This window comes from Limnothrix sp. FACHB-881 (genome assembly GCF_014698135.1).
GTDB lineage: Bacteria > Cyanobacteriota > Cyanobacteriia > CACIAM-69d > CACIAM-69d > CACIAM-69d.
In genome coordinates this window covers 290,829-312,433 of sequence record NZ_JACJSN010000001.1, presented here as the reverse complement: position 1 = coordinate 312,433, position 21,605 = coordinate 290,829, and the positions used below count along the sequence as shown (strand labels likewise).

Annotated in this window: 15 protein-coding genes; 12 read left to right on the top strand and 3 right to left on the bottom strand. The window is 55.3% G+C overall.

Annotated elements, in window-relative coordinates:
* Positions 1-164 precede the first annotated feature (164 nt).
* The 3 genes from H6G52_RS01335 to recG all read right to left on the bottom strand — a co-directional run bounded on the left by H6G52_RS01335 (position 165) and on the right by recG (position 6,723).
* The gene (locus tag H6G52_RS01335; protein ID WP_190525923.1) at positions 165-2,189 is read right to left on the bottom strand and encodes a LysM peptidoglycan-binding domain-containing M23 family metallopeptidase; all 2,025 of its coding nucleotides are present in this window, start codon (positions 2,187-2,189) and stop codon (positions 165-167) included.
* 997 nt (positions 2,190-3,186) lie between these two features.
* Positions 3,187-3,651 (bottom strand): tRNA (cytidine(34)-2'-O)-methyltransferase, encoded by a 465-nt coding sequence (locus tag H6G52_RS01330; protein ID WP_190525921.1) that lies wholly within the window; start codon positions 3,649-3,651, stop codon positions 3,187-3,189.
* Positions 3,652-4,239: 588 nt separating this feature from the next.
* Entirely contained in the window at positions 4,240-6,723 is a 2,484-nt protein-coding gene (gene recG, locus H6G52_RS01325) for an ATP-dependent DNA helicase RecG (protein WP_190525919.1), read from the bottom strand.
* Positions 6,724-7,142: 419 nt separating this feature from the next.
* Here recG and H6G52_RS01320 point away from each other — a divergent pair, with 419 nt between their 5' ends.
* The 12 genes from H6G52_RS01320 (at position 7,143) to H6G52_RS01265 (ending at position 21,449) form a co-directional block, all read left to right on the top strand.
* Positions 7,143-8,240 carry an aromatic ring-hydroxylating dioxygenase subunit alpha gene (locus tag H6G52_RS01320; protein ID WP_190525917.1) on the top strand — a complete coding sequence of 366 codons (1,098 nt, stop codon included), beginning with the start codon at positions 7,143-7,145 and terminating at the stop codon, positions 8,238-8,240.
* 241 nt (positions 8,241-8,481) lie between these two features.
* The gene (locus H6G52_RS01315; protein ID WP_099533410.1) at positions 8,482-9,408 is read left to right on the top strand and encodes a LysR family transcriptional regulator; all 927 of its coding nucleotides are present in this window, start codon (positions 8,482-8,484) and stop codon (positions 9,406-9,408) included.
* 154 nt (positions 9,409-9,562) lie between these two features.
* The gene (locus H6G52_RS01310; RefSeq protein WP_190525915.1) at positions 9,563-9,946 is read left to right on the top strand and encodes a hypothetical protein; all 384 of its coding nucleotides are present in this window, start codon (positions 9,563-9,565) and stop codon (positions 9,944-9,946) included.
* 458 nt (positions 9,947-10,404) lie between these two features.
* Positions 10,405-15,576, top strand: a complete 5,172-nt coding sequence (locus H6G52_RS01305) for a S8 family serine peptidase (protein WP_190525913.1) — start codon at positions 10,405-10,407, stop codon at positions 15,574-15,576.
* Positions 15,577-15,615: 39 nt separating this feature from the next.
* Positions 15,616-16,107 carry a Uma2 family endonuclease gene (locus H6G52_RS01300; protein ID WP_370567650.1) on the top strand — a complete coding sequence of 164 codons (492 nt, stop codon included), beginning with the start codon at positions 15,616-15,618 and terminating at the stop codon, positions 16,105-16,107.
* Between the two features lie 132 nt (positions 16,108-16,239).
* Positions 16,240-16,473: a hypothetical protein gene (locus tag H6G52_RS01295; RefSeq protein ID WP_190525911.1), complete on the top strand. Its 234-nt coding sequence runs from the start codon at positions 16,240-16,242 to the stop codon at positions 16,471-16,473.
* A 6-nt stretch (positions 16,474-16,479) separates the two neighbouring features.
* Positions 16,480-16,812, top strand: a complete 333-nt coding sequence (locus H6G52_RS01290) for a type II toxin-antitoxin system RelE/ParE family toxin (protein WP_190525910.1) — start codon at positions 16,480-16,482, stop codon at positions 16,810-16,812.
* Positions 16,813-16,963: 151 nt separating this feature from the next.
* Positions 16,964-17,227 carry a hypothetical protein gene (locus tag H6G52_RS01285; protein ID WP_190525909.1) on the top strand — a complete coding sequence of 88 codons (264 nt, stop codon included), beginning with the start codon at positions 16,964-16,966 and terminating at the stop codon, positions 17,225-17,227.
* An 88-nt stretch (positions 17,228-17,315) separates the two neighbouring features.
* Complete coding sequence (locus H6G52_RS01280; protein WP_190525908.1) at positions 17,316-17,951, top strand: Uma2 family endonuclease; 636 nt, start codon at positions 17,316-17,318, stop codon at positions 17,949-17,951.
* A gap of 88 nt (positions 17,952-18,039) precedes the next feature.
* A complete protein-coding gene (locus H6G52_RS01275; RefSeq protein WP_190525906.1) occupies positions 18,040-18,657 on the top strand; it encodes a Uma2 family endonuclease in 618 nt (205 codons plus the stop codon).
* Between the two features lie 324 nt (positions 18,658-18,981).
* Positions 18,982-19,911: a PEP-CTERM sorting domain-containing protein gene (locus H6G52_RS01270; protein WP_199312087.1), complete on the top strand. Its 930-nt coding sequence runs from the start codon at positions 18,982-18,984 to the stop codon at positions 19,909-19,911.
* A 176-nt stretch (positions 19,912-20,087) separates the two neighbouring features.
* Positions 20,088-21,449: a dihydroorotase gene (locus H6G52_RS01265; RefSeq protein WP_190525905.1), complete on the top strand. Its 1,362-nt coding sequence runs from the start codon at positions 20,088-20,090 to the stop codon at positions 21,447-21,449.
* The last annotated feature ends 156 nt before the right edge of the window (positions 21,450-21,605 follow it).

Here is a 21,605-nt window from a genome sequence, read left to right as displayed (position 1 = left end):
CCCCAAAAGCACCTCCAGCAAGACTCACCCCAAACACCCAAAGTTAATGCCCATAAAAATGCCCATAAAAATGCCAACTAAAAAACCCATGCTGGATGCAACGATCGCGTCCAGCACGGGTTTAGTTTAGGGGAACCTAAGCAGGGATTGGAGCGTCAGTTAACCTAACGAGCCGCCCGTAGTCCGCCGCTCGGCAAGAAGGCCATCGGGTTCACTGCGCCTTTGCCCGATGGGCGAATTTCAAAATGCAGGTGGGGGCCAGTGCTGCGGCCCGTGCTACCCATTTCTGCGATCAGTTGACCTTGGCGGACGGTTTGACCAGCCCTTACCAAAAGACGGCTGTTGTGGGCGTAGCGAGTGAAGCTGCCGTCTGGGTGGCGAATATCCACCTTGTTGCCATAGCCACCGCTGTCCCAACCGGAGACTGCCACCACACCGTCAGCCGCTGCCACAACCGGTGTACCCACAGGGGCTGCAATATCAATACCTCGGTGCATCCGGCCCCAGCGCCAGCCATAGCCAGAGGTTAGAATGCCTTGGCTCGGCCAGATGTAGCCGCGCATGGTCTGGGGTTGTGCGCCCGGTAGGTAAGCCGAAGGATCCGACAGGGGCGGTAGTTGCGGTGAAACACTGGCATTCAGCAGCGTTTGCACGCGGGGATTACGGGCGTTCAGCGGTTCGGAGGCAGCGGCAATTAGTTGGCTGCGGCGCGGATCCGCTTCCGGCATCGGTTGGCTCAGGGCCAGCGGGCGATCGCTCAGGGGCGCAGAGGGCGGCTGCACAGCTACGGTTGCCACCTGATTGGCCACGGTACTGGCTTGGCTGGCGGCCACGGCGGTGGCGGCGGCCGGAGCCAACAGACTGATTGCACCGCTGCGGCTCGATTCGCCGGTTTGGTTTTGGTAGCGAGCTTGCAGGGCCTGGATTTCAGCTCGCAGACCGTCGATGTAGGGGCTGTAGCGCGGGCTGGCTAGGTCGCTGTTGGCCGTCCCCTGTTGGAGGCGGCTGCTGGCGGTGGGCACATCGGCAGCGCCGGCCAGCGATTGAGCAGTGGCAGCATGGCTCAGAAGATTGACAGCACCACCGCCGGCTTCTTCCGTTGCAACCGTGCGGGCGGCTGCGGCACTCACGGGCACAGCCGGGAGATCGAGGCGCTGCGTGGGAACCGCAACGGCCGTGAGTCGATAGTCAGCGGCGGTGGGGATGCTAACCACCAGGTCATTGGCAGTGGGGGTCACCGCATCTGTAGAAGCACGCTCGGCCGTAGTCGCCGGTTGAAGTGCAACGGTTTCTTCGGTGCGATCGGTCGTGGGACGCTCTGCTGATTCAGTGGTTGGTTGCGGCTCCAGGGCCAGCAGCTCGATCGCCTCGGTGGTCGAACCCAGGAGGTTTCCGGTGTTCGCCGCCAGCGATTGCAGTGCTTGGCTCAGTCGATCGCTCTGAGCCTGCAAGCGATCGATGCTCCGGATGGCAGCGGCATCCGCCAGCAGGTCGATCGTGTTGGGCGAAGAGGGGGCTTCCGCGACGGGAACTTGCGTCACAGCAGGACTGTTGGCGCTAGGCGACTCGGCCGCAGTGGACGAAGCATCAATCACAACCGCTGCTTCAGGGGCAACCGCAGCCACTTCAACCTGGTTTTCCGGGAGGGCTGGGATTCGGCTGCGATCAAGGGTGATTGCTGTGGGCTGGCTGTCGGCTTCGCTTTCGCCATGGGCCAGGGAGACGGAAAATTGCTCGGAATTCGCTTCAGCCGTTGTCTGACTCGTTTCGACGGTGGGCGCGCTCAAGGTCGCCGTTTCCACTTCGGCGGTGATTGGCTCGATCGCGCTAACAACGGTGCGTTGGGGAATGCTGCGGGCTGGAATGGTGAGTTGTTGACCAGCGCTCAGGACAGCATCAATCGACAGGTGGTTCGCCGCCGCTAGGGCTTCCGGCGCAACATCGTATTGGCGGGCGATGGTCGCGATCGTGTCGTTGGCTTGAACCGTATGGGTCTTGCTGGTGGCCGCCGCCACGGTTTGGCTACTGAGGGACGGAGCCTGGTTGGGTTCTGCCGCAATCGCGTGGTCGCCTTGGCGGGGCAACAGCAACCCTGTTGCACCCATTGAGATTGCCAACCCTAGCGTCGCGATCGAGGCGCGGGTCTTCCGACTAGTCTCCGTGGGAGCTTGTTGGTACTGTTCGGTCATCGCACGATGTGGATTGTTGGTCATTGGGGCGCTGGCAACTCAGCAGTCAGCAAGCCTTGGGCTGGTAAACCACAGAACTCGCCTCGACTCTGGTCGTGGGTGGGGTGCTCAATCGTTGATTGCCCATTGGACTGCGATTGAATCAGCCTTGCCGTCCCAAGCGCCTTGGATGGCTAGATCACCGCTCAGGTGCGACGCGGCGGCCAGCGATAAGCTCGGTTAGACCGGGGTCTTAATACGAGTTAAGGCTTAGGCAAGACTACCCTGCTTTTGTGGTTTAGGCAAGTTTAACCAGATTGGCAACTGATTTGTGACAGTTTCGGTATTTGTTTTCTTGATGAATATTGGGCCTTTCGGTGATGTTTTGCTGTTCAGGATTGTGCCCCTTATTTGATCATCATTTTTCCAAAGCCCTTTTCTCAAAAGACTTTCAGGCGCTCAAACCATTGACAACGCGTATCAGATTACCTGCCTTTCAAGACTTAGCCGACAGGTCAGGATCACCGTAATCCTACGCTGTGTCTTGGATTGCCTAGTCAAGATTTCCGAGGAGGGAATATGTCGTTTTAGAGCCTGATGAATTAAAAAAAATGTAAAATTCGCTGCAAAATTCGGACGATTCATCGATAGGATTTTCTTATTAATCAGACTCCCGATCGCCCCGACCAAGGCACGAAAGTCCCGCCACAGCGATCGCCCCGAAGAGGTGAAAGGCTGACTAAGCCTGAGCAATCACGACCCAGCCATGGTTCAGCCGCGATCGACCAGCGATCGGGAGTCAGAAGCCGCCTTAATCGACTCTATTTAGCCGCTGACGGGCGATCGTGATCGGCTCCCATCTGCCTGGATGGTCAAATTCAGACAGTTGGCTATCCATCAACCCCGTCAGCCCTGGGCAAGATGAGCCAATTCCAGACGATCGCCATCCCGTGACCGTCCTCGCTGCTCATTACCCCTCAACCTCCTCATTACCCGGGGCCTGGACTCGCAACAGGACTTACCCCAACAATCCCAACTGCCGCCGAGCCTCAAACAGCCCGATCGCGGTGCTTGACGATAGGTTCAGGCTACGAACACCTGCGCAGTTCATGGGAATACGAGCAATCAGGTCACAAATTTCCAGCACCGAAGTCGGTAACCCCTCCGTTTCGCTGCCAAACAACAGCCAATCCGTAGGGGCGTAGGCGATGTGGTGATAGGACGTGCTGCCACCGCTGGAAAATCCAATCAGTCGTCCCCCGATTGAGCGGTGAAATTCGGCAAATGCCGGCCAATCGGCGTGATAGCGAAGCTTGACAAACGGCCAGTAGTCCAGCCCAGCCCGTTTGAGGTAGCGATCGGTAATTTCAAAGCCCAAAGGGCCCACCAGGTGCAGTTCCGTACCGGTGGCAGCACAGGTACGGGCAATATTGCCCGTATTGGGCGGAATTTGAGGATTAACCAGCACAATTTGTGGTTGCATGGAATTTCTTGGCGACTGAGGAACTGAGACGACGGTATTTTAGGGAAATTCACCCCAAACCGCTAAATTGAGATCGTCAAACGAACCAAGATTTTTCATCCTGATTCGCCCGCTCCGGGAGGCTGACAACTATAGATTTTTTTAATCACTGACCGGGAATTTCGATTGATTATCAAAAATAATTTAAAACTCGCTAAATATCACAATTACCAATCATTAATTGCGATTGAAAAACATAATCAATCGTGAATCGATCAAGATCGCCCCCCAGGAATCCCCAAGGAAACTTCCCCAGGAAAACAGCAGCCCCGGTCAACCCTGTTTTGCCCGGCCAACCTCGATTGGATCAGGGCCCCGGCCCGCTGCCACGGACGACAACCCGCGATCGCCCCTTGAGCGGGCCCACTTGAGCCGGCCCAACAGCTGTGTTCGACAATACATATATATGGATGTGTACAGAGATGCCGACAAACACGCCGCACTGTCCCACGGCGATCCACAGCATCTCGCATGACTCGGTATCCTGAAAGGTCGGGCTTTATGGGCTTTGAGCGGTGGGGCACATTTTGATCGCCGCTGCCAAGTCGCCTAGGTCAAAATCATACCCCCCAATAGCTTGCGATACCGATAGCCCAGTTCGGCGGCAATTCGAGGATGGTTTGCCAAATCTGGGTCGGTGTTGATCAAATCCTCAGCGGCCGATCGCGCCAAGTTCAACACATCGCGATCGTCTACCAAGCTGGCCAGGGCAAAATCCGGCAAACCCGATTGGCGCGTGCCCAACACTTCACCGGGGCCACGAAACCGCATATCCATTTCTGAAATAAAAAAGCCATCCTGAGATTGGGCCAACACCTCTAGCCGCTGGCTGGCTTCCGGGCTTTTGCTGGTGTTCATCAACAAACAAAAAGACTGAGCTGCCCCCCGCCCCACCCGACCGCGCAACTGGTGTAACTGAGACAAGCCAAAGCGCTCTGCATGTTCAATCACCATCACCGTGGCGTTGGGCACATCCACCCCCACTTCAATCACCGTGGTGGACACCAAAATCTGGGTTTCGTTTTGCCGAAATTGCTCGATCGCCCGGTCTTTATCGGCCGAACCCATGCGCCCATGGAGCAAACCCACCTGAAACTCCGGAAACACCACCTCAGAAAGGTATTGATATTCCTCGATCGCGGATTTCAAATCGAGTTTTTCTGACTCCTCCACCAGCGGCAACACCACATAAACCTGGCGACCTTGGGCAATTTCTCGGCGCATCAGGTCATGGGCCGCCGGGCGATCGCCCGATCGCAGCACCGTGGTTTGAATCGCCTGCCGACCGGGCGGCAACTCGTCAATTTGGCTCACATCCAAATCCCCATGGATCGTCAGCGCCAAGGTGCGCGGAATCGGCGTGGCGGTCATGGTCAACACATGGGGCTGAAATCCCTTTTGTTGCAGCTTGGCCCGCTGTTGCACCCCAAATCGGTGCTGCTCATCAATCACCGCCAGGCCTAAACGGGAAAATTCCACCTTGTCTTGAATCAGGGCATGGGTTCCCACCAACAAGGGCAACTCTCCCGTTTGCAATTGGGCATGGATGGCGCGTCGTTTTTTGGCTCCCGTGGAACCCGTCAGCAACTCCACGGGCAAGTGCAACAGGTTAAACCAACCGACAATTTTTCGGTAATGTTGCTCCGCCAGCACTTCCGTGGGAGCCATCAGGGCCGCTTGGTAGCCCGCTTGGATGGCCGCCAGGATGGTGATCACGGCCACGACGGTTTTTCCGGATCCCACATCCCCTTGCACCAGACGGTTCATGGGGGTGGGCCGTTGTAAATCTTCTAGAATTTCGCCCACCACGCGCTTTTGGGCCCCGGTCAGTTCAAAGGGCAACACCTGGTGAAATTGGTCAATCAGAGGGCCAGTGGTGGCCAAAACCACGCTGGTTTCCTGGCGTTTTTGTTGCGATCGCCGCTGGAGCAATCCCAACTGGAGGTAGAAAAATTCATCGAAAATCAACCGCCGTCGGGCCGCCGCCAACTGATCATCGTCGGCGGGAAAATGCACTTGGGCGATCGCGTCGGCAATTTTGATCAGGTTGTAGCGTTCACGAAAGGTACGGGGCAAGGCTTCCGGCACTTGGCTAGCGGCGGGCAACACGGCCAAGACCGATCGCCGCACCAAATCCGCCGTCACCCCTTCCGTGAGGGCATAGACCGGCACGACCCGCCCCACCGTTAAGGAGGCGATCGTCCCGTCGGCGCTGTCGATTACTTCCAAATCGGGATTGTCGAGCGTAATGCCATATTTATCTTGCTTCACCAGGCCGGACGCGGCCACCAGTGCGCCCGAGGAGTAAAGACTCTGTTGGCTCTTTTGCCAGGCGATCGAACTAAAGCGGGTTCCTGCAAAAAACTTGCTAATTCGCACTTGGCCCGTGCGATCGCGCAGAATCAGTTCAAAAATCGTGAGTTTTGAGTTTTTGGGACTGGTAAAGCAATTACAGCGCTTCACCGTCCCCACAATCGTCACCGTTTCGCCCCCTTCCAAGTCGCGGATATTCACCTGGCGGGCGTAATCGATATAGTCGCGAGGGTAATGGCACAGCAAATCCTGCACCGTCAACAGCCCCAACTTGGCCAACCGCCCCCCCGATCGCGTCCCAATCGCCCGTACCTGCGACAGGGGCAGATCCAAAGTCAGCGATCGGGCAATGGTTGCCGGTTGCAGTTGGTTCAAATCCTTTGTTTTTGGGCGCTTGGGCGATCGGGGGGCCGCCTCCGGAGCCGCGGCCTCGGCAATCGCCCCCTCGCAGGCACGCTGCACCTGGTGCAAAAACTGCCGCGTGTTCACCACAATCCGCTTGCGTTGGGCCAAGTCCAAATGGGGATATTCCGCAAACTGGGCCGCTGTTTCTCGCCACCGCCGTCGATCGCTCGCAGACAATCCCTGGGGGGGGCGGCCAAACTGCAAACACAAAAATTCACTGAATCGATATTCCCGCCCAGCCAAATCCCCAAAGCCCCGTTCCGCTTCCACGGCCAGGGCCTTTTGCAAACGAATCCAGTCGGGTAGATCAGACAAGGTGAGAGCTAGGGCGGATTAGTTCAAAAACCAACTAACAGCTAATTACCAGCCAACCAACAACAAGCTCGTCAGGCCACACAAGACCACAAACAAGCCGCAAACAAGCCGCAAACAAAACTGGGCGATCAGGCAAAAGGCGATCGGGCCCACCGAGGAATTTGTTGCAGAACTTCACCCAAGGTAGGAATCGACTGCCCACCGGAATCATAGCGATCTTCTGGATTGGCTCCCAAATTCAATCGCAAGGCATGGATTGGGCAGCGGCAACCAACAGCGTCCAGTCTCGCAAATTGGTCTCTGAGCGATGATTTGCTAGCTTTGAAAGCGCCGAGATTTTCCGAATCTCAGTCGCGGGCCCCACAGCATATCGTCAGTTACTGGCCCGTTGCGCTGCCTAGTTCCCTTTTCCTTTGCCTATGTCTCCTGAAACTGCCACCCCCACGACTGCTCAACCAGCCAAGACAGTGCCCCTACGCGCAACCGGCATCGACCCCAACCATTGGTATGTGGTGGCGAGCGATCGGGAAGTCACTCGCCAGCCGCTGGGCGTGGAACTTTGGGGGCGGGCAATTGTGCTTTACCGCGACACCCAAGGGCAAGTGCAAGCCCTGGAGGATTGTTGCCCCCACCGACTGGTGAAGTTGTCGGATGGGCGCGTAGTGGGCGATCGGATCGAGTGTATGTACCACGGTTGGCAGTTCGACAATGCTGGGGCCTGCGTGGATGTGCCCTACCTGGGAGATAACCAAAAGCTGCCCACTTGCCGAATTCGTACCTACCCGGTGCGGGAATTGGATGGGTTCATTTGGTTGTGGCCAGGGAAATTACAACCAGGGCAGGTGTTGCCGGAACCGATGGGACTGCCGGAATGGAGCCATTTAAACTACATCGCTTCCATGACCACGATCGATTGTCAGGGGCATTTTTCTTTTCTGATCGAAAACCTGATGGATATGTACCATGGGCATTTGCATCAGGACTACCAGGCTTGGGCTTCCGCGAAGTTGGAGCAGCTCACCGAATTGCCCGATCGAGTCGATGCTCTCTACGAAGCCCAAAGCTACTACCGAATTGACAAAATTTGGGCGGTGGCGCAACTGTTTATCCCCGCCATGCGCAAACTACACCCGGAACCGCTCCGGGTGAGCTATGTCTATCCCCACTGGGCTTCTAGCTTGGGCCAAGAGTTCAAGATTTATTGCCTGTTTTGTCCCGTCAGCGCCACCCACACCCGGGCCTATTTGGTGCATTTCACCTCCCTACACGCCTTCGAGCGGCTGCATCAGTTGCCGGTGGCGATCCGCCAGTGGGTGAAAGATCGGATGTTTAATGCGGCGGCCAAGTTGCTGGAAGGGTTGGTAGAGCAGGATGTGTTGATGATTGAGCAGGAGCAACGATCGTTTGAGGCAGATCCTCACCGCAAGGGGCCAGAACTGAATCCCGCGATCGCGGCAGTGCAGCGCCTCATTCGATCGCAGGGTCAATCAACAACCGCTGGGCTGGCCCATGAATGATTAGGAGTGAGTGGGAGTGATGAGGGGTAATCAGGCGTAATTAACCGTAATTAATCGACCGTTGATTAACCCATCATTCAAAAACAGCATGGGCCGGAGTCGCGCAATGTTCAGGGCGATCGCGCAAGGAAACGGGGAACTATGGCAAAGTTTGCTGGCTTAGGCCGTGATCGGGTCTTGATGCGGATTATTTTCCCAACGTCCCCGATCGCGCCCTTGGGTTCCTTGCTTGCCCCAGCTCATGCGACTCGAACAGTTACAGGCCTTCCTCGCGATCGCGGATACCGGTAGTTTCCAGGCCGCCGCTAAGCGTTGCGGAGTCACCCAATCCACCATCAGCCGCCAACTTCAGAGCCTGGAGTCTACCCTGGGGCTAACCCTGATTCGTCGCAGCACCCCCATCCAACTCACTCTTGCTGGCAACCAACTGTTACCCCACGCCCGCCGAATGGTGCAGGAGTGGGACTTGGCCAATCGGGCGATCGCCAACCTGCGCGAAGGGCAACAACCGGAACTCTGCATCGCCGCCATTCACTCCGTTTGTGCCTACCGACTGCCCGCCATTTTGCAGGACTTTATCCAAACCTATCCCCAAGTGCAGTTACGGGTGACGGCCTTGGGCAGCGATCGATCGCTCAAGGTGTTGCGCGATGGGCTAGTTGATGTGGCCGTGGTCATGAATAACCGGTTTTTGACCAATAACACCGATTGGGTGGTGGATTCCCTTTACAAGGAACCCGTGGTGGCCCTCGTCAGCGCATCCCATCCCCTCGCCAACCATGGGCAAGTGTCCTGGCTAGATCTGGGGGAATATCCCCATGTGGTGTTCAAGGATGGCTACGGAATGCAGCGGTTGGTACAGGAACAGTTTGCCCGCGAGGGAATTACCCTGCGGGTTGCCTTGGAGTTGAACACCCTCGATGCCTTTCGGGGGGTTGTCCGCCAGGGAAAATGCGTGGCCCTTTTGCCAGAGTCGGCCGTGCTGGAGGCGAAGGAGGATCCAGGTTTGCGAGTGTTACCGCTGGCGGATCCAGCGATCGAGCGAGAAGTGGTGTTGGTGACCACGCGCGATCGACTGCAATTACAACCCATCAGCTATTTCCGACAGTTGGTGCAAGCCACCCTCCATCAACAGGCCTTGCTCCCCAACCGCCCATTGGCCAAGTGAACAGATGAACCCGTTATCCTCCCTCGATCGACCGGGGATTTGACGGGGACTTGAGCAAAGCAAACATAAGGAGCACGCAAGATGCGATCGTCCCTGCCACCCGTGCTAGCCTACGGGGAACTGCTGTTTTCTGTCCCGATTGCCCCTGGCCCCCATGGTTTTGCTCCTCCTTCAGACTGTTGTGGGCACAGTGCCTTCGGTTCCCAGCGAGATCGGCCTGTGGGCGGTTGTGGGAATTGACGGCCTCCTCTCGATCAGCCTGCTGTGGCTGGCTTGGCAACTGTGGCAACTACGGCGCACCCTTCGGAACACCGCCCAGGGCCTGGAATCCGCCGCCCGCAGCACCCATGCCGTCCTGGGCAATGCGCCGCAAAACATCGCGATCGGCCAGCGCGGCATCTATGGATTTCGCCAAACCTACCGGGCCTTTGAACCGGCCCTCGAAGCGAATCTCCAGAAAATCACCTGGGTGTTCTCCCTAATTCAACAATTCACAAAACTTCAATCTCGCATCAAGCGATCCACACCCAAGCAATAGCCAATTCATGGTTCATCTGCGAGCCTTCGCTGATCCGAGTTAAATCACCGGGGCGATCGATCCATGTGACCAGCGATGTGACCAAAAATACCCAAGATTGGACATTAACATTACCCAATCACAGGCTCCTCAGTTTCTCTAAAGGTGCTAATTTTGCTGACTCAATGCCGCGAAACCCATTCTGAGACCAGAATTCTCAGTCTTCGCCTTAGCCCCTGCCGGTGACCTCGCAACACCTGTCGCAAAATCCACACTCGATCAGCCTTTAAATCACCAAACCGCGCAAGATTACCTCTATCGATCTCTTCATGCCAAATTTGTGCAATTTTGACTTCAATTTATTTAATCCAGTTTTTGATCTCGACAGTTTTTGTTTATAAGTCTTGTGATTTAACTTTTTGATCACTTAAGTTGATTTCAGTTAGGTCGCACGTCTACTCTTGCTCGGTGGCATCATCATGTCGGACTCTATCTTCGGTTTGTCTGAGTTTGCAGAACCCAATCCTTTCGGTGTTGTGCCAAATTCACAGCCAGCGATCGACCTCAGCCGACTGTTGCCACCCCTCTTGGCCAATGGCCTTTCCGCCAGCGAGCGGTTGGAACAAATCCAGCAATTACAAACCGGTAGCCTCACGGATCCCATCTTAGGTTCCGACCCACAAGCCACGATTCCAGCCGGCCGCACCCAAAACGTGCGCCGTAACCCCGCACTGGGCAACGGCACATCCACGCCAACCGGCGATGGCGGACTGGGCGGAACAACCCCACCAATCGACCCCTTGACCGGTGACCCACTGGATGACTCATCCACCACACCGGACGGCAGCACTGGGGCGATCGAGCCAACGCCCGCCCCGACCAGCTCACCCACCACCCCCACGTCCCCCGGCATTCAGTTCACCTCCGGCGCTTTCACGGCCCTGAGCGCAACGGCCAGCGTTGAATTTCAATGGGATGGTGGCGGCTATAGCAATACTCAGTTAGGCATTTTTTCCCTGGAAGGAATGGAGCAATTCACGGGCGATGCCTTCCACCGAGAAGCCGCCCGCCGCGCCACCACCAACTCCCCCAGCGGTCACCTGCTGATTGACGATCGCACCGAAGGCGCAAAGTTCGGCGGCAAACTGAATCACGAAGACAACTTCAACCAAGGCCCCTTCAACGGAGTCAAAACCTTCAGCATCACTCCCGGGGCCAAATATGGCTTGATCCTGATTCCCGATGGCGCACTGGCGGACATTGCCACGGGCGCAGCACAGGCGGTGGGATCGCGCCGTCCGCTTTATTCCATGGCCACCGCCAACCCGGATCAGCTCTTCCAAGCTGGGCAGTTGGTGGAGGTGGGTTCAGACCCAACCCGAGGCAACACCTACGTGTTTGAGGATTTGCGCCTTGATCAAGGGAGCGATCGGGACTACAACGATATCGTTGTGCGGTTGCGCGGGTTTAGTGGTTCTGTCCCCTCGATCGACCAATACATCGACCCCAACAAAGACTGGCGCAAGGAAGAAGCGGGCAAGCTGTTGTTAGCTGATGCCCTGCCTTACGTCACCGTTGAGCCATCGCAACCCACCCCCACCCCGAGTCCTAGCCCTAGTCCCGCCACGGGCAACGAGCCATCCGGTAGCACAACCACCCCACCAACCCCAGCCCCCAGCCCAACACCACCCACCACAGAATCCCCGGCCCTCAACACTCCAGTTCCCAGCACCACGCCTGTCACTTCGCCGCTGGGTACCTTCCCCTGGACTTACCCAACGATCGAAGACCTAGCGGCGGCAGCCATCACACCCACTAGCAAGTTCCCGATCATTGGAGTAATCGACACGGGATTTGCCCGCAGCAACCCTGATCTGGACTACAGCAAAATTGTCTGGGGCAAGGACTACATCGATAACGATGCCGATCCGTTGCTGAATCCCGGTGAGGGCAACGAACACGGCACTCACATCCTGGGTCTGATCTCCGCGCTCCGCAACAATGGCGTAGGGATTGACGGACTCGCGCCCGATGCACCGATTTGGGCAGCACGGGCCGTGGGGTCGGGCAGTTGGGCCAAGGCCTTGGTGGACTATGTGGACTACATCAAGAGCAAGGGTCAAACGCGCGGGTTGGTGAACCTGAGCTTTGACCTGACCCAAAAGAATGCTGACGGGACGATTTCGACGCGCTACGAGTTCACGCCCGAAGAGCGGGTGGCGATCGAGCGGGCACGCCAAGCGGGTGTCGTCCTGGTTGTAGCGGCGGGCAACAGCGGCACGGGGGATATGTCCGTGTTGGCCCAAGCGGCTCAGGAGTTTGACAACATCATTTCGGTGGCGGCGGCGGAACAGATCGATCGCTCGGTGGCGATCGCCGATGGGGCTGCTAAAACCGATTATTCCAGCAGCGGCAAGAAGCTGACGATTAGTGCGATCGGCGGGAATACTGGCGATCAAGTGCTCTCGCTAACTGCTGCGGGAGCCGGGATCATGGCTGGCTCATCAGTGGCAGCGGCCCAAGTGACGGGGGCGGCGGCGATCGCTTGGGCGGCGAATCCTGATCTGAACTATTTACAAGTCAAGGATGCACTGACCAAAACGGCAACAGATATCGAGTCGCCTGGCTATGACGAACTCAGCGGCTATGGGATTGTCAATCCAGCAGCAGCGGCAGCATTGGCCAAAATGACTGCCCCAGAAGCCTACAAACCCGAGCCATTGTTCGCACCGGATGACTGGTCGGGAGCTGGTGTGGTAACGCCATCCGAATGGCCCGTTGCTAATGGCTCGATCACAATTAAGTCTGGCCCGTGGAAAGCCGCAATCAGCGACGAGCTAGAGCGGTTCGGCGATCAGTTTGGATGGAGCGGTGGTTATCCAGTTCCCTTAGGAAAGCCAACAAGCTATTCCCCTGTAGACATTGCCTCAGTAACACGAGTCACTGGTAAAGTACGGCGATTTGAGAAGGGGGCGGTTTATTGGTCTCCGAGTTCTCCTAGAACAGCCGTGACCTTATGGGGAGAACTGTTCCGTGAATATCAAGAGATGGGTGAAGCCCAGAGCTTCTTAGGGTTGCCCAAGAAAGCTGAATATGCGTGGAATGGTGGCAAGCGTGCCGATTTTGATGGGGGGTATTTGTACTGGAACGGCTACTTCACACAGGCATTTAAGTTCAATGAAATGCCTGCCCCTTATACGCCACCAGCGACTCCAACGCCAACACCAGTTCCGGCTCCATCGGGGGGAACTACACCTGCTCCCGCACCGGTTCCAACGCCAACACCAGTTCCGACTCCAACCCCTGTGCCAACGCCTGCGCCTGTGCCTACTCCGGCTCCAGTTCCGGCTCCGGCTCCTGTGCCAACTTATTTGCCAGGAACGGGGTTGGTTCCAGCCGGTGCAGGGAATTTCCTAGGAACGGTGCGCTCTAGTAGTGGTGTGGTGATGCACTACTACCGCAATGGCTATTTGGTTGAGCAGCCGGGCCCGGGTAATCGGCAATATTGGTATACCAATCCAGCGGGTCAGGGATTTGATCCAACCAAACGGGTCATCAACAAGCCCACGCCATTGATTGATCCGCAAGCGACGACGATCATGACCAATGCGGTCAACTTGTTCGACGATCCCAATCGTGATCAATACAACAAAACTGGCGGCGGATTCTGGGATCGTACAGTCGGTAAAGTTGGTGGCGCATCTGGGCAAGCGGTTTACTACAAGTTCACCCTGGCCGGTTTACGGGATATTAGTTTCAAGTTGGCAGGTATGTCTGAAGATGCCGACTTAAAGCTATGGAATCCTGTGACTAAGGAGTTCTATTCGATGGTGCGCTCTGGCAAGAGCGTGGAAGAATTCCGGCGGATTCTACCGGGTGGTGATTATTACTTGGTGGTAGAACCGGGAGCTAGTTCGCGGCTGACCTCGCCGGAAACACTATTCCAAATTGAAACGAATGTGCGTCCAGCTGATAAAGAGATGACCCGGTACAAGGGGTTGAACAGCGGCATTGTTTATCGCCTGGAGAAGGGAGAGTTGCGTCCCTTTGAAAGTCCAGGGCGTAATGCCTCGAATTTGGCGCGCGTTGTGCCTGATGAAGACCTGAAGCTGTTCCCGATCGGCGATCGCATCACTGTTACAGAAGAGGAAAAGCGGCTGACTGGGTTGGCGCTGACCTCTGGTTATGACAACATCCTGGGTGATCCGACCAGCGATATCAGACCTGCGGGGACTTCACCGCAAGGCACGACGGGTTCTTGGCGGGAATATCAGAACGGCTCGATTCATTACTCGGGGCGTTATGGGGCTGTGCCGTTGTGGTTTGGTCTGAATCAGGTCTATGGCCAGAATAATGGCTCTTCGGGGTGGCTCGGGTTCCCCACTCGCCGGGAATATGACTGGCTATACGGGCGGCGGACGGACTTTGAAGGGGGCTACCTATTCTTTGATCCGGCTGACAACAGCGTGAAGGCTTATCAACCCCATGAGATTCCGACAAGGAATCAACCGCCCAAGATCGCTGTGCCTCATTTCACGCTGCCGCAAGGGGTGAGTTTTACGCTGGGACAGTATCGCCATGAGATCGAAATTTCTGATCCGGATGGTGATGAAATTCAGCTCTACAAGATTCAGTTTGATCCAACGAAGGTCAAGATGGAAGGCCCGAATATGGCCGGTCAACCTGCGGGCACTTTCTTGATTCGGGGTAACCAACTGGATGAAATGCGTATCTACGGCGCAGTTGTTGGTACTTACCCAGTTCAAATCAGTGCGTTTGATGGCAAAGCTTGGAGTGAAACGAACACTTTCAACTTGACCGTTAACCCGGCTCCCACAGAAACAACCGGTGCAGGCAGTGGCGCTCCGACTGGGGGCAGCAGTGGAGCTGGCGGTACCTGGACTGGTGGCAGCAACAATGGTGTTGAAGTGGTCGGCAAAGGTGGCACACCCCGCACTGGAGAAGGTGGTGCAGCATTCAATACAGCTAAAGAGAGGTTACTAAGAGATCGGGAGATTCTACAGCAAGAAAAGTCAGTGCTTGAGTCATTGCCAGGCAAATTAGCTGCTGCGTCGAGTCAACTCGGTTACTCTTTTTACCCGAACTCCACTCCTATTACCTACCCAAATTCCACTGCTTCTCCATCTAAGCAATTGGAATATGAAGTTGCTCAATTGCAGAAAGAGATGGCACAACAGCCACAAAAACTACTTGAAGTCCAGAAACGCCTCGAAGCTGTTGAAAGGCAGTTAACCTATGTTGTCTTTGAGAATCCAATCAAAACTGCCTACAGCATCAGTAATGCTTATGGAACTCCTGGACATGACGCAACAGGAACACATTGGGGGATTGATTTGGCGCCTCCCTACGGAGACAAACCTAATACCTATGCAGCTGCTTCAGGAAAAGTCACCTGGGCAAGCTTTAAAAATGGTGGTTACGGTAACTTGGTCGAGATTGATCATGGCTATGGTGTAACAACCGTGTACATGCACCTTGATTCCATTACTGTCCAAGTGGGTCAGGATATTATTCGAGGTGAAAAAATCGGGGTGGTAGGAAATACAGGAAACTCAAGGGGCGTTCACTTGCACTTTCAAGTAGAGTTGAACGGCCAGCACCAAAACCCTGCTAACTACGTTCAGCTATAACACGTAAAGAAAAAGACCCTTGCAGCATTCCTGGCCCACGTGAACCTGGAGGAATCTCCGGCTTGGAAGATCATTGACGGGCGCAAAATCCAGAAGCCGATGCCCACCTTGTTTCACTCGCGGTTGCAACGGAATTTGGTGAATTGGCTGAATGCTCACAGCGAAGCCTTTGAAGCAATCCAAGAATTGCGCTGTATCATTCCGCCCTATTCGCCTGCACCCGATATTGTGGCAATCGCCCACGATCGCCTCCCCGAGCAAGATGGGCCGTTTCATGGCGCACCGGACTGGTTAATCGAGATTCGATCGCCCGACCACAGCGCCTTGACCCCACAAACCAAAATTTTGCACTGCCTTCAAAATGGCACTCAATCAGCCTGGTTAATCGACCTCGATCGCCAACAAATTTGGGTCTGGGCAGGCGATGATTTACCGAACATTTACACCGGGGGCGATCGCCTACCCATGCCAGGTTTTGATCTGAGCCTAACTGCCGCCGATATTTTTGCCCTTGCCCATCAACGCCGATAGGTGGTCATCCCCTTGGGAGAATCGCGCGATCGCTTTGCCCGGTTCTCCAGTTATTGACGCAGAATTTCCCGATCGCCCTTGCTAGACTGGGAATCACCAGCCGATCGCTCCCGCAAGATCTGAGACAACCCTATGGCTCTGTTAACGCTGGAAATTTCCCTAGAGATTCTTTTAGAAGCGATCGCCCATTGGGATCGGAGCGATCGACTGCAACTGTGGCAATTCCTCAGTGACGATCTTTTCAGCGACGTTGAAACAGAATTGGATCGATCGCCCGCCGACGATCTCCGACAATCACTTCAAGAAATGCGATCAGGACAAACATTCCCCATCGAACAAATGTGGCTGGTCGTCGAAGCCAATTAACCAGCCATGTCAATCGAGGTTACACCCACCTTCACGCGAAAAGTTCGCACTCTGATTAAGCGTTATCGAAGTCTGCGCCAAGACTTACAGCCGATCCTGGATCAACTAGAACAGGGAAAACGTCCCGGTGATCGCCTCCAAGGCATGTCGCTTAACATCTTCAAAGTACGAATTAAAAACAGTGATATTGACAAGGGGAAAAGCGCTGGATATCGTCTGATTTATTACGCAGAACTGGCAGGACGAATTGTTCTATTAACGATTTACAGCAAAAGCGATCGTACAGATATTAGTTCGCAAGAAATCCTTGAAATTCTTCGTGAATTTGATTCGCCCTAAAATAGCATCATGCACTTCGATGATCAGCAGCCTTAAAGATCATGGCTGTGATCCGAGTTTGATAAGGCGACTATAGCACTATGGTCGTGACCTATCACGGAGCGATCGCCCTTGCTAGACTAGGGACAAAGACGATACAGCTTCAACCACCATGACATTAACCCAGCTCGATCGCGCCACTGCCCAAATTTCCTACCTGTCCTGGCGCGATCGGCTAGTGTTGTTGTGGCGTGTCTTCAAAACACTACTGCCCCTAACCAGGCAACATCACCCATTAACAGAACCACCGTCAGCTCCCCTAGTCACTTCCCCTGCTGCGGCCACACAATTGCTGAATCTGCATCATTTGTGCGAGGAAGAAGCCTATACCCTGGAGATTCCTGAGCGGCGCGATCGTCCCAGTGCATTTGAGTAGTCTTAGACGATGCTCTGTGACACCAACATTATCAGCGAATTTGCACGACCTCAGCCCAACCCAGGTGTTCTTTAGTGGGTTCAATACTATGGTCGTCACTGTTCCCCTCAATCGGATTACTTTGCGGCCCGGCAGCGCGATCGCAATCGCCGATCTCGACTGGGCAGCTTTCCAGCGGATTGCCGCCGAACTGGGGGACGATCGCCACACCCGCTTGACCTACTACCAAGGACAACTTGAAATCGTGTCGCCCCTTGCTCGCCATGAGCGCCCCCACCGGCTGATTGGCTACCTCGTGACGGCCCTACTCGATGCCCGCAATTTGGACTGGGAAGATTTTGGCTCGACCCGTTTTGAGCGCGAGAACCTGGCCGGTTTGGAACCCGACACCTGTTTCTATGTGGCCAATGCTGATCGCGTGCGCGACTGCCAAGGGCGGGTGGATGTAGACCAATACCCACCGCCGGACTTGGCGATTGAGGCCGATGTAACTTCCAAAACCTCCCTCGCGGCCTATGCAGCCCTGGGAGTGCCAGAGGTCTGGATTTATGCTGATGGCTTGCTCAAGATTTTTGTGCTAGATGCGGGACAGTACCAACCGCGCGATCGCGGTTTGCTGTTTCCCGATTTGGATCTACCAGCGATTGTGACAGCTCAACTCGCCAAGGCCCAGGCGATCGGCAGCGCCCGCACCATTCGTGAGTTTCGCCAAAGTCTCCAGTAATCTTGCGGTTTTGTCCACTCAATAGGGGAGCGATCGCCCTTGCTAGACTGGGGTTGAGTTCCCTTAGTTTGCAGCGTTGCTCACCCCGATGGTTGCTCTGCCCGATCGCCTCTCCGTTGCTGATTACCTCGCCCTAGAAGCCGTGAGTCCCACCAAGCATGAGTATTGGGATGGCTATCTGGTGGCGATGGCTGGGGCGAGCGATGCCCATGTGGCGATCGTGGGGAATCTGTTTGCGGCACTGTTGGGGCATATTGCGCCATCCTGTCGGCTCTATATGACCGATATGCGTCTGCAAATTGTCCACAAAAATCGCTATTTTTATCCGGATCTGTTGGTGACTTGTGACCCCAGAGATACGGTCATTACGCCTGAAAATAATTACGCCAAACAGTTCCCAACCTTAATTGTTGAAGTGCTGTCAGATACGACGGAAGTTCGCGATCGCGGTAGCAAGTTTTTTGACTATCAGCAAATCGAAAGCCTCCAAGAATATGCCCTGATTAACACCAGTTGCCAGCGCGTTGAATGCTTTCGCCGCAGCACGGGGGATGATTGGGTGCTGACTACCTACAGTCCCGATCGCGCCGATCAGTTTCAGTTGAAATCCGTTGATTTCACAGGAACCTTGACGCAGCTTTATCGCAATGCGATCGCCCTGCCTAGTCATCCTTCATTGGACACCAGCCCACCCGATCGCCCTTAGTCGCCATCACCGTCACTATCTCCTATGGCGGTTTTGTCCACTCAATGGGGGAGCAATCGCCCTTGCTTGGTCTGTTGGCCCCCGCTTTTGCAACGATTAAAGGCTTTTATTAAAGATTAAATGAAGGATTGTCTGAAAAAAGGTTTTTAGTTGATTGAATTAAAGATTTTGTGAAAAATAGACTCAAAAACGCCTGATTTGGCGGCTGTTTTTCAGGTTTCAATTGATACATCAAAGCTTATTTATCTCCGGATCTATCGATATAATCAATGCAGGGTGACAGTCATTGAATTGTCTTCATCTTGATATTCCCCCCATAGATCTATGAAGCTTCTTAAAACGGCTCTGAGCTTGACTGCGATTGTCGCTTCTTCAGTGGCCACCTGCTTGGCAGTTTCTGCACCAGCCCAAGCCTATCGAATGTTTTTAGGCGAAGATTTAAATTCAAATCCTTGGGTTCCGGCTGCCAATCTCACCAACTCTCAGGCAGCGGAAGCCGCTTTTTTGTCAAATTTGACCGGTGTGGGTACTGAGACCTTTGAAAGTCAAATCACCGGTACTAACAATCTTCTGAATGTGTCATTTCCCGGAGCTGGAACCGCAACACTCTCGGGAAATGGTCGAATTTCAAGCGTGCCCGTGGGCTGGACAAATGGCGTGGGTCGCTATGCCGTTTCCGGGACTCAATTTTGGGAAGTGGACGCTGGGGGGCGCTTCACAATCAATTTCAGTCAGCAGGTAGGAGCTTTTGGGTTTTATGGGGTTGATATTGGTGATTTTGGTGGCCAATTAACCCTGACTTTGGCGGGCGCGTCCACCACAAAACAGGTGACGGTTAATAACACGATCGGCTCGTCGGGCAGTACGGACGGTTCTGTGCTGTTTTTTGGCATTATTGCGGAAACCATGGAGGAGGCTTTCAGTAGCGTTTCCTTCAGCATGTCAACGGGTCAAGGCGATGTTTTTGCCTTTGACAACATGACGGTGGGCGGTCTGTCTCAGGTCAAGACTCCGGAGCCATCCCCTCAGCCCAGTCCTGAACCAACTCCTGAGCCGACTCCGGAACCCAGTCCCGAACCCACTGTGACTCCGGAACCCGGCCCTAGCCCAACCCCCAGCCCCTCCGCAACGCCTACGCCGCAACCCACACAGCCCACGGATCCGGTGTCAGTGCCAGAGCCGGGATCGATCGGGGCGTTGTTGGTGGTGGGGGTGATGGGAGTTCTGGGGCTGCGTCGTCGCCGCGCTGACTAGGCTGATTAATAGGCACACCGAAGCTGTGCCACGGGATCACTGATCGGGGAGATTGCAGGAAATCTAAAGAAGCACCTGCAAGAGATCGAGAGGAATCGGAGACAATGCCAAGCTGGAAAGATTCCCAGCTCGGGTTTCTGCCGCTTGGTTCTCTCTTCCTTCAGTGGGTTAAAACCATGACCGATCGACCTGCGCTGCTGATTCGGAACGCTCGCATCCTGTTGCCTGACGGAGACTTCCTGCAAGGCGATGTGTGGATTGAAGGCGATCAGATTCGGCAGGTGGCTCCTGAAATTTCCCCCGACACAATTGGGCCGATCGCCCGTGAAATTGATGCAACGGGTTTGACTCTGTTGCCGGGCGCGATCGACCCCCAAGTTCATTTCCGCGAACCGGGCTTAGAGCATAAAGAGGATCTCCGAACCGCCAGCCATGCCTGCGCCAAGGGCGGTGTTACCTCCTTTTTGGAGATGCCGAACACCAAGCCCCTAACCACTACTCAAGCCACGCTGCAAGACAAGCTCGATCGCGCGGCGAGTAAGTGCGTGGTCAACTATGGCTTCTTCATTGGAGCGACTGCCGATCGGTTGCCGGATTTGATCACGGCGAACCCCGTTTGCGGCATCAAGATCTTTATGGGGTCTATGCATGGCCCCTTGTTGGTGGATGAGGAGCCAATCCTCGATCAAATTTTCGCGATGGGGCAACAGCCGGGACAAACGGGCTATGGGCGCTTAATTGCTGTCCATGCCGAAAACCAAGACCGGATTCGTCAGCGCCGAGAGCAATTTGCGGGCATTACCGATCCGGCCATCCATTCTCAAATTCAAGACAACCAAGCCGCGCTGGAGGCTACACAACTGGCCCTCAAGTTGGCGCGGAAGCATCGGCGGCGGCTGCACATCTTGCACATGTCTACGGGTGATGAGGCGAACCTGATGCGTCAGGACAAGCCCGAATGGGTGACCTGTGAAGTTACCCCCCAACATTTGCTGCTGGATGTGAGTGCTTACGAAACGATCGGCACTTTTGCGCAAATGAATCCCCCCCTGCGATCGCCCGAAGATTGCGCAATTTTGTGGCAAGCCCTGCTGGATGGAGTCATTGACTTCATTGCCACTGACCACGCCCCTCACACCCTGGAAGAAAAGGCGCAACCCTATCCCAACAGTCCCAGCGGAATGCCGGGGGTGCAAACCTCCTTGCCCCTGATGCTGACCCAAGCGGCGGCGGGGCGCTGCACGGTGGCTCAGGTGGCCCAGTGGATGTCAACCAATGTGGCGAAGGGGTTTGGCATTCCCAACAAGGGGGCGATCGCTCCCGGATTGGATGCGGACTTGGTGTTGGTGGATCTCGATAACTACCGTCCGGTGCTGCGGGAGGAAATGCTGTCCAAATGTGGTTGGAGTCCCTTTGAGGGTTGGAATCTCACGGGTTGGCCGGTTTACACGATCGTGGGCGGCCAGGTGGCCTATGAAAACGGCCAGGTTAATGAATCGGTGCGTGGTCGGGCCTTGAGGTTTGAACCGACGGTGTAGGGCTGATCATTAAACTCGCCTAAAACCCTCACGTCACCGCTGGCAGATCGTGGCAGATCGCGACAGATCGTGGCAGATTGCGACAGATCGTGGCAGATCGTGAACGACAAGGGGCTGAAGCCCCTTGTTCCGACGATTGGGTCATGGACAATCAAC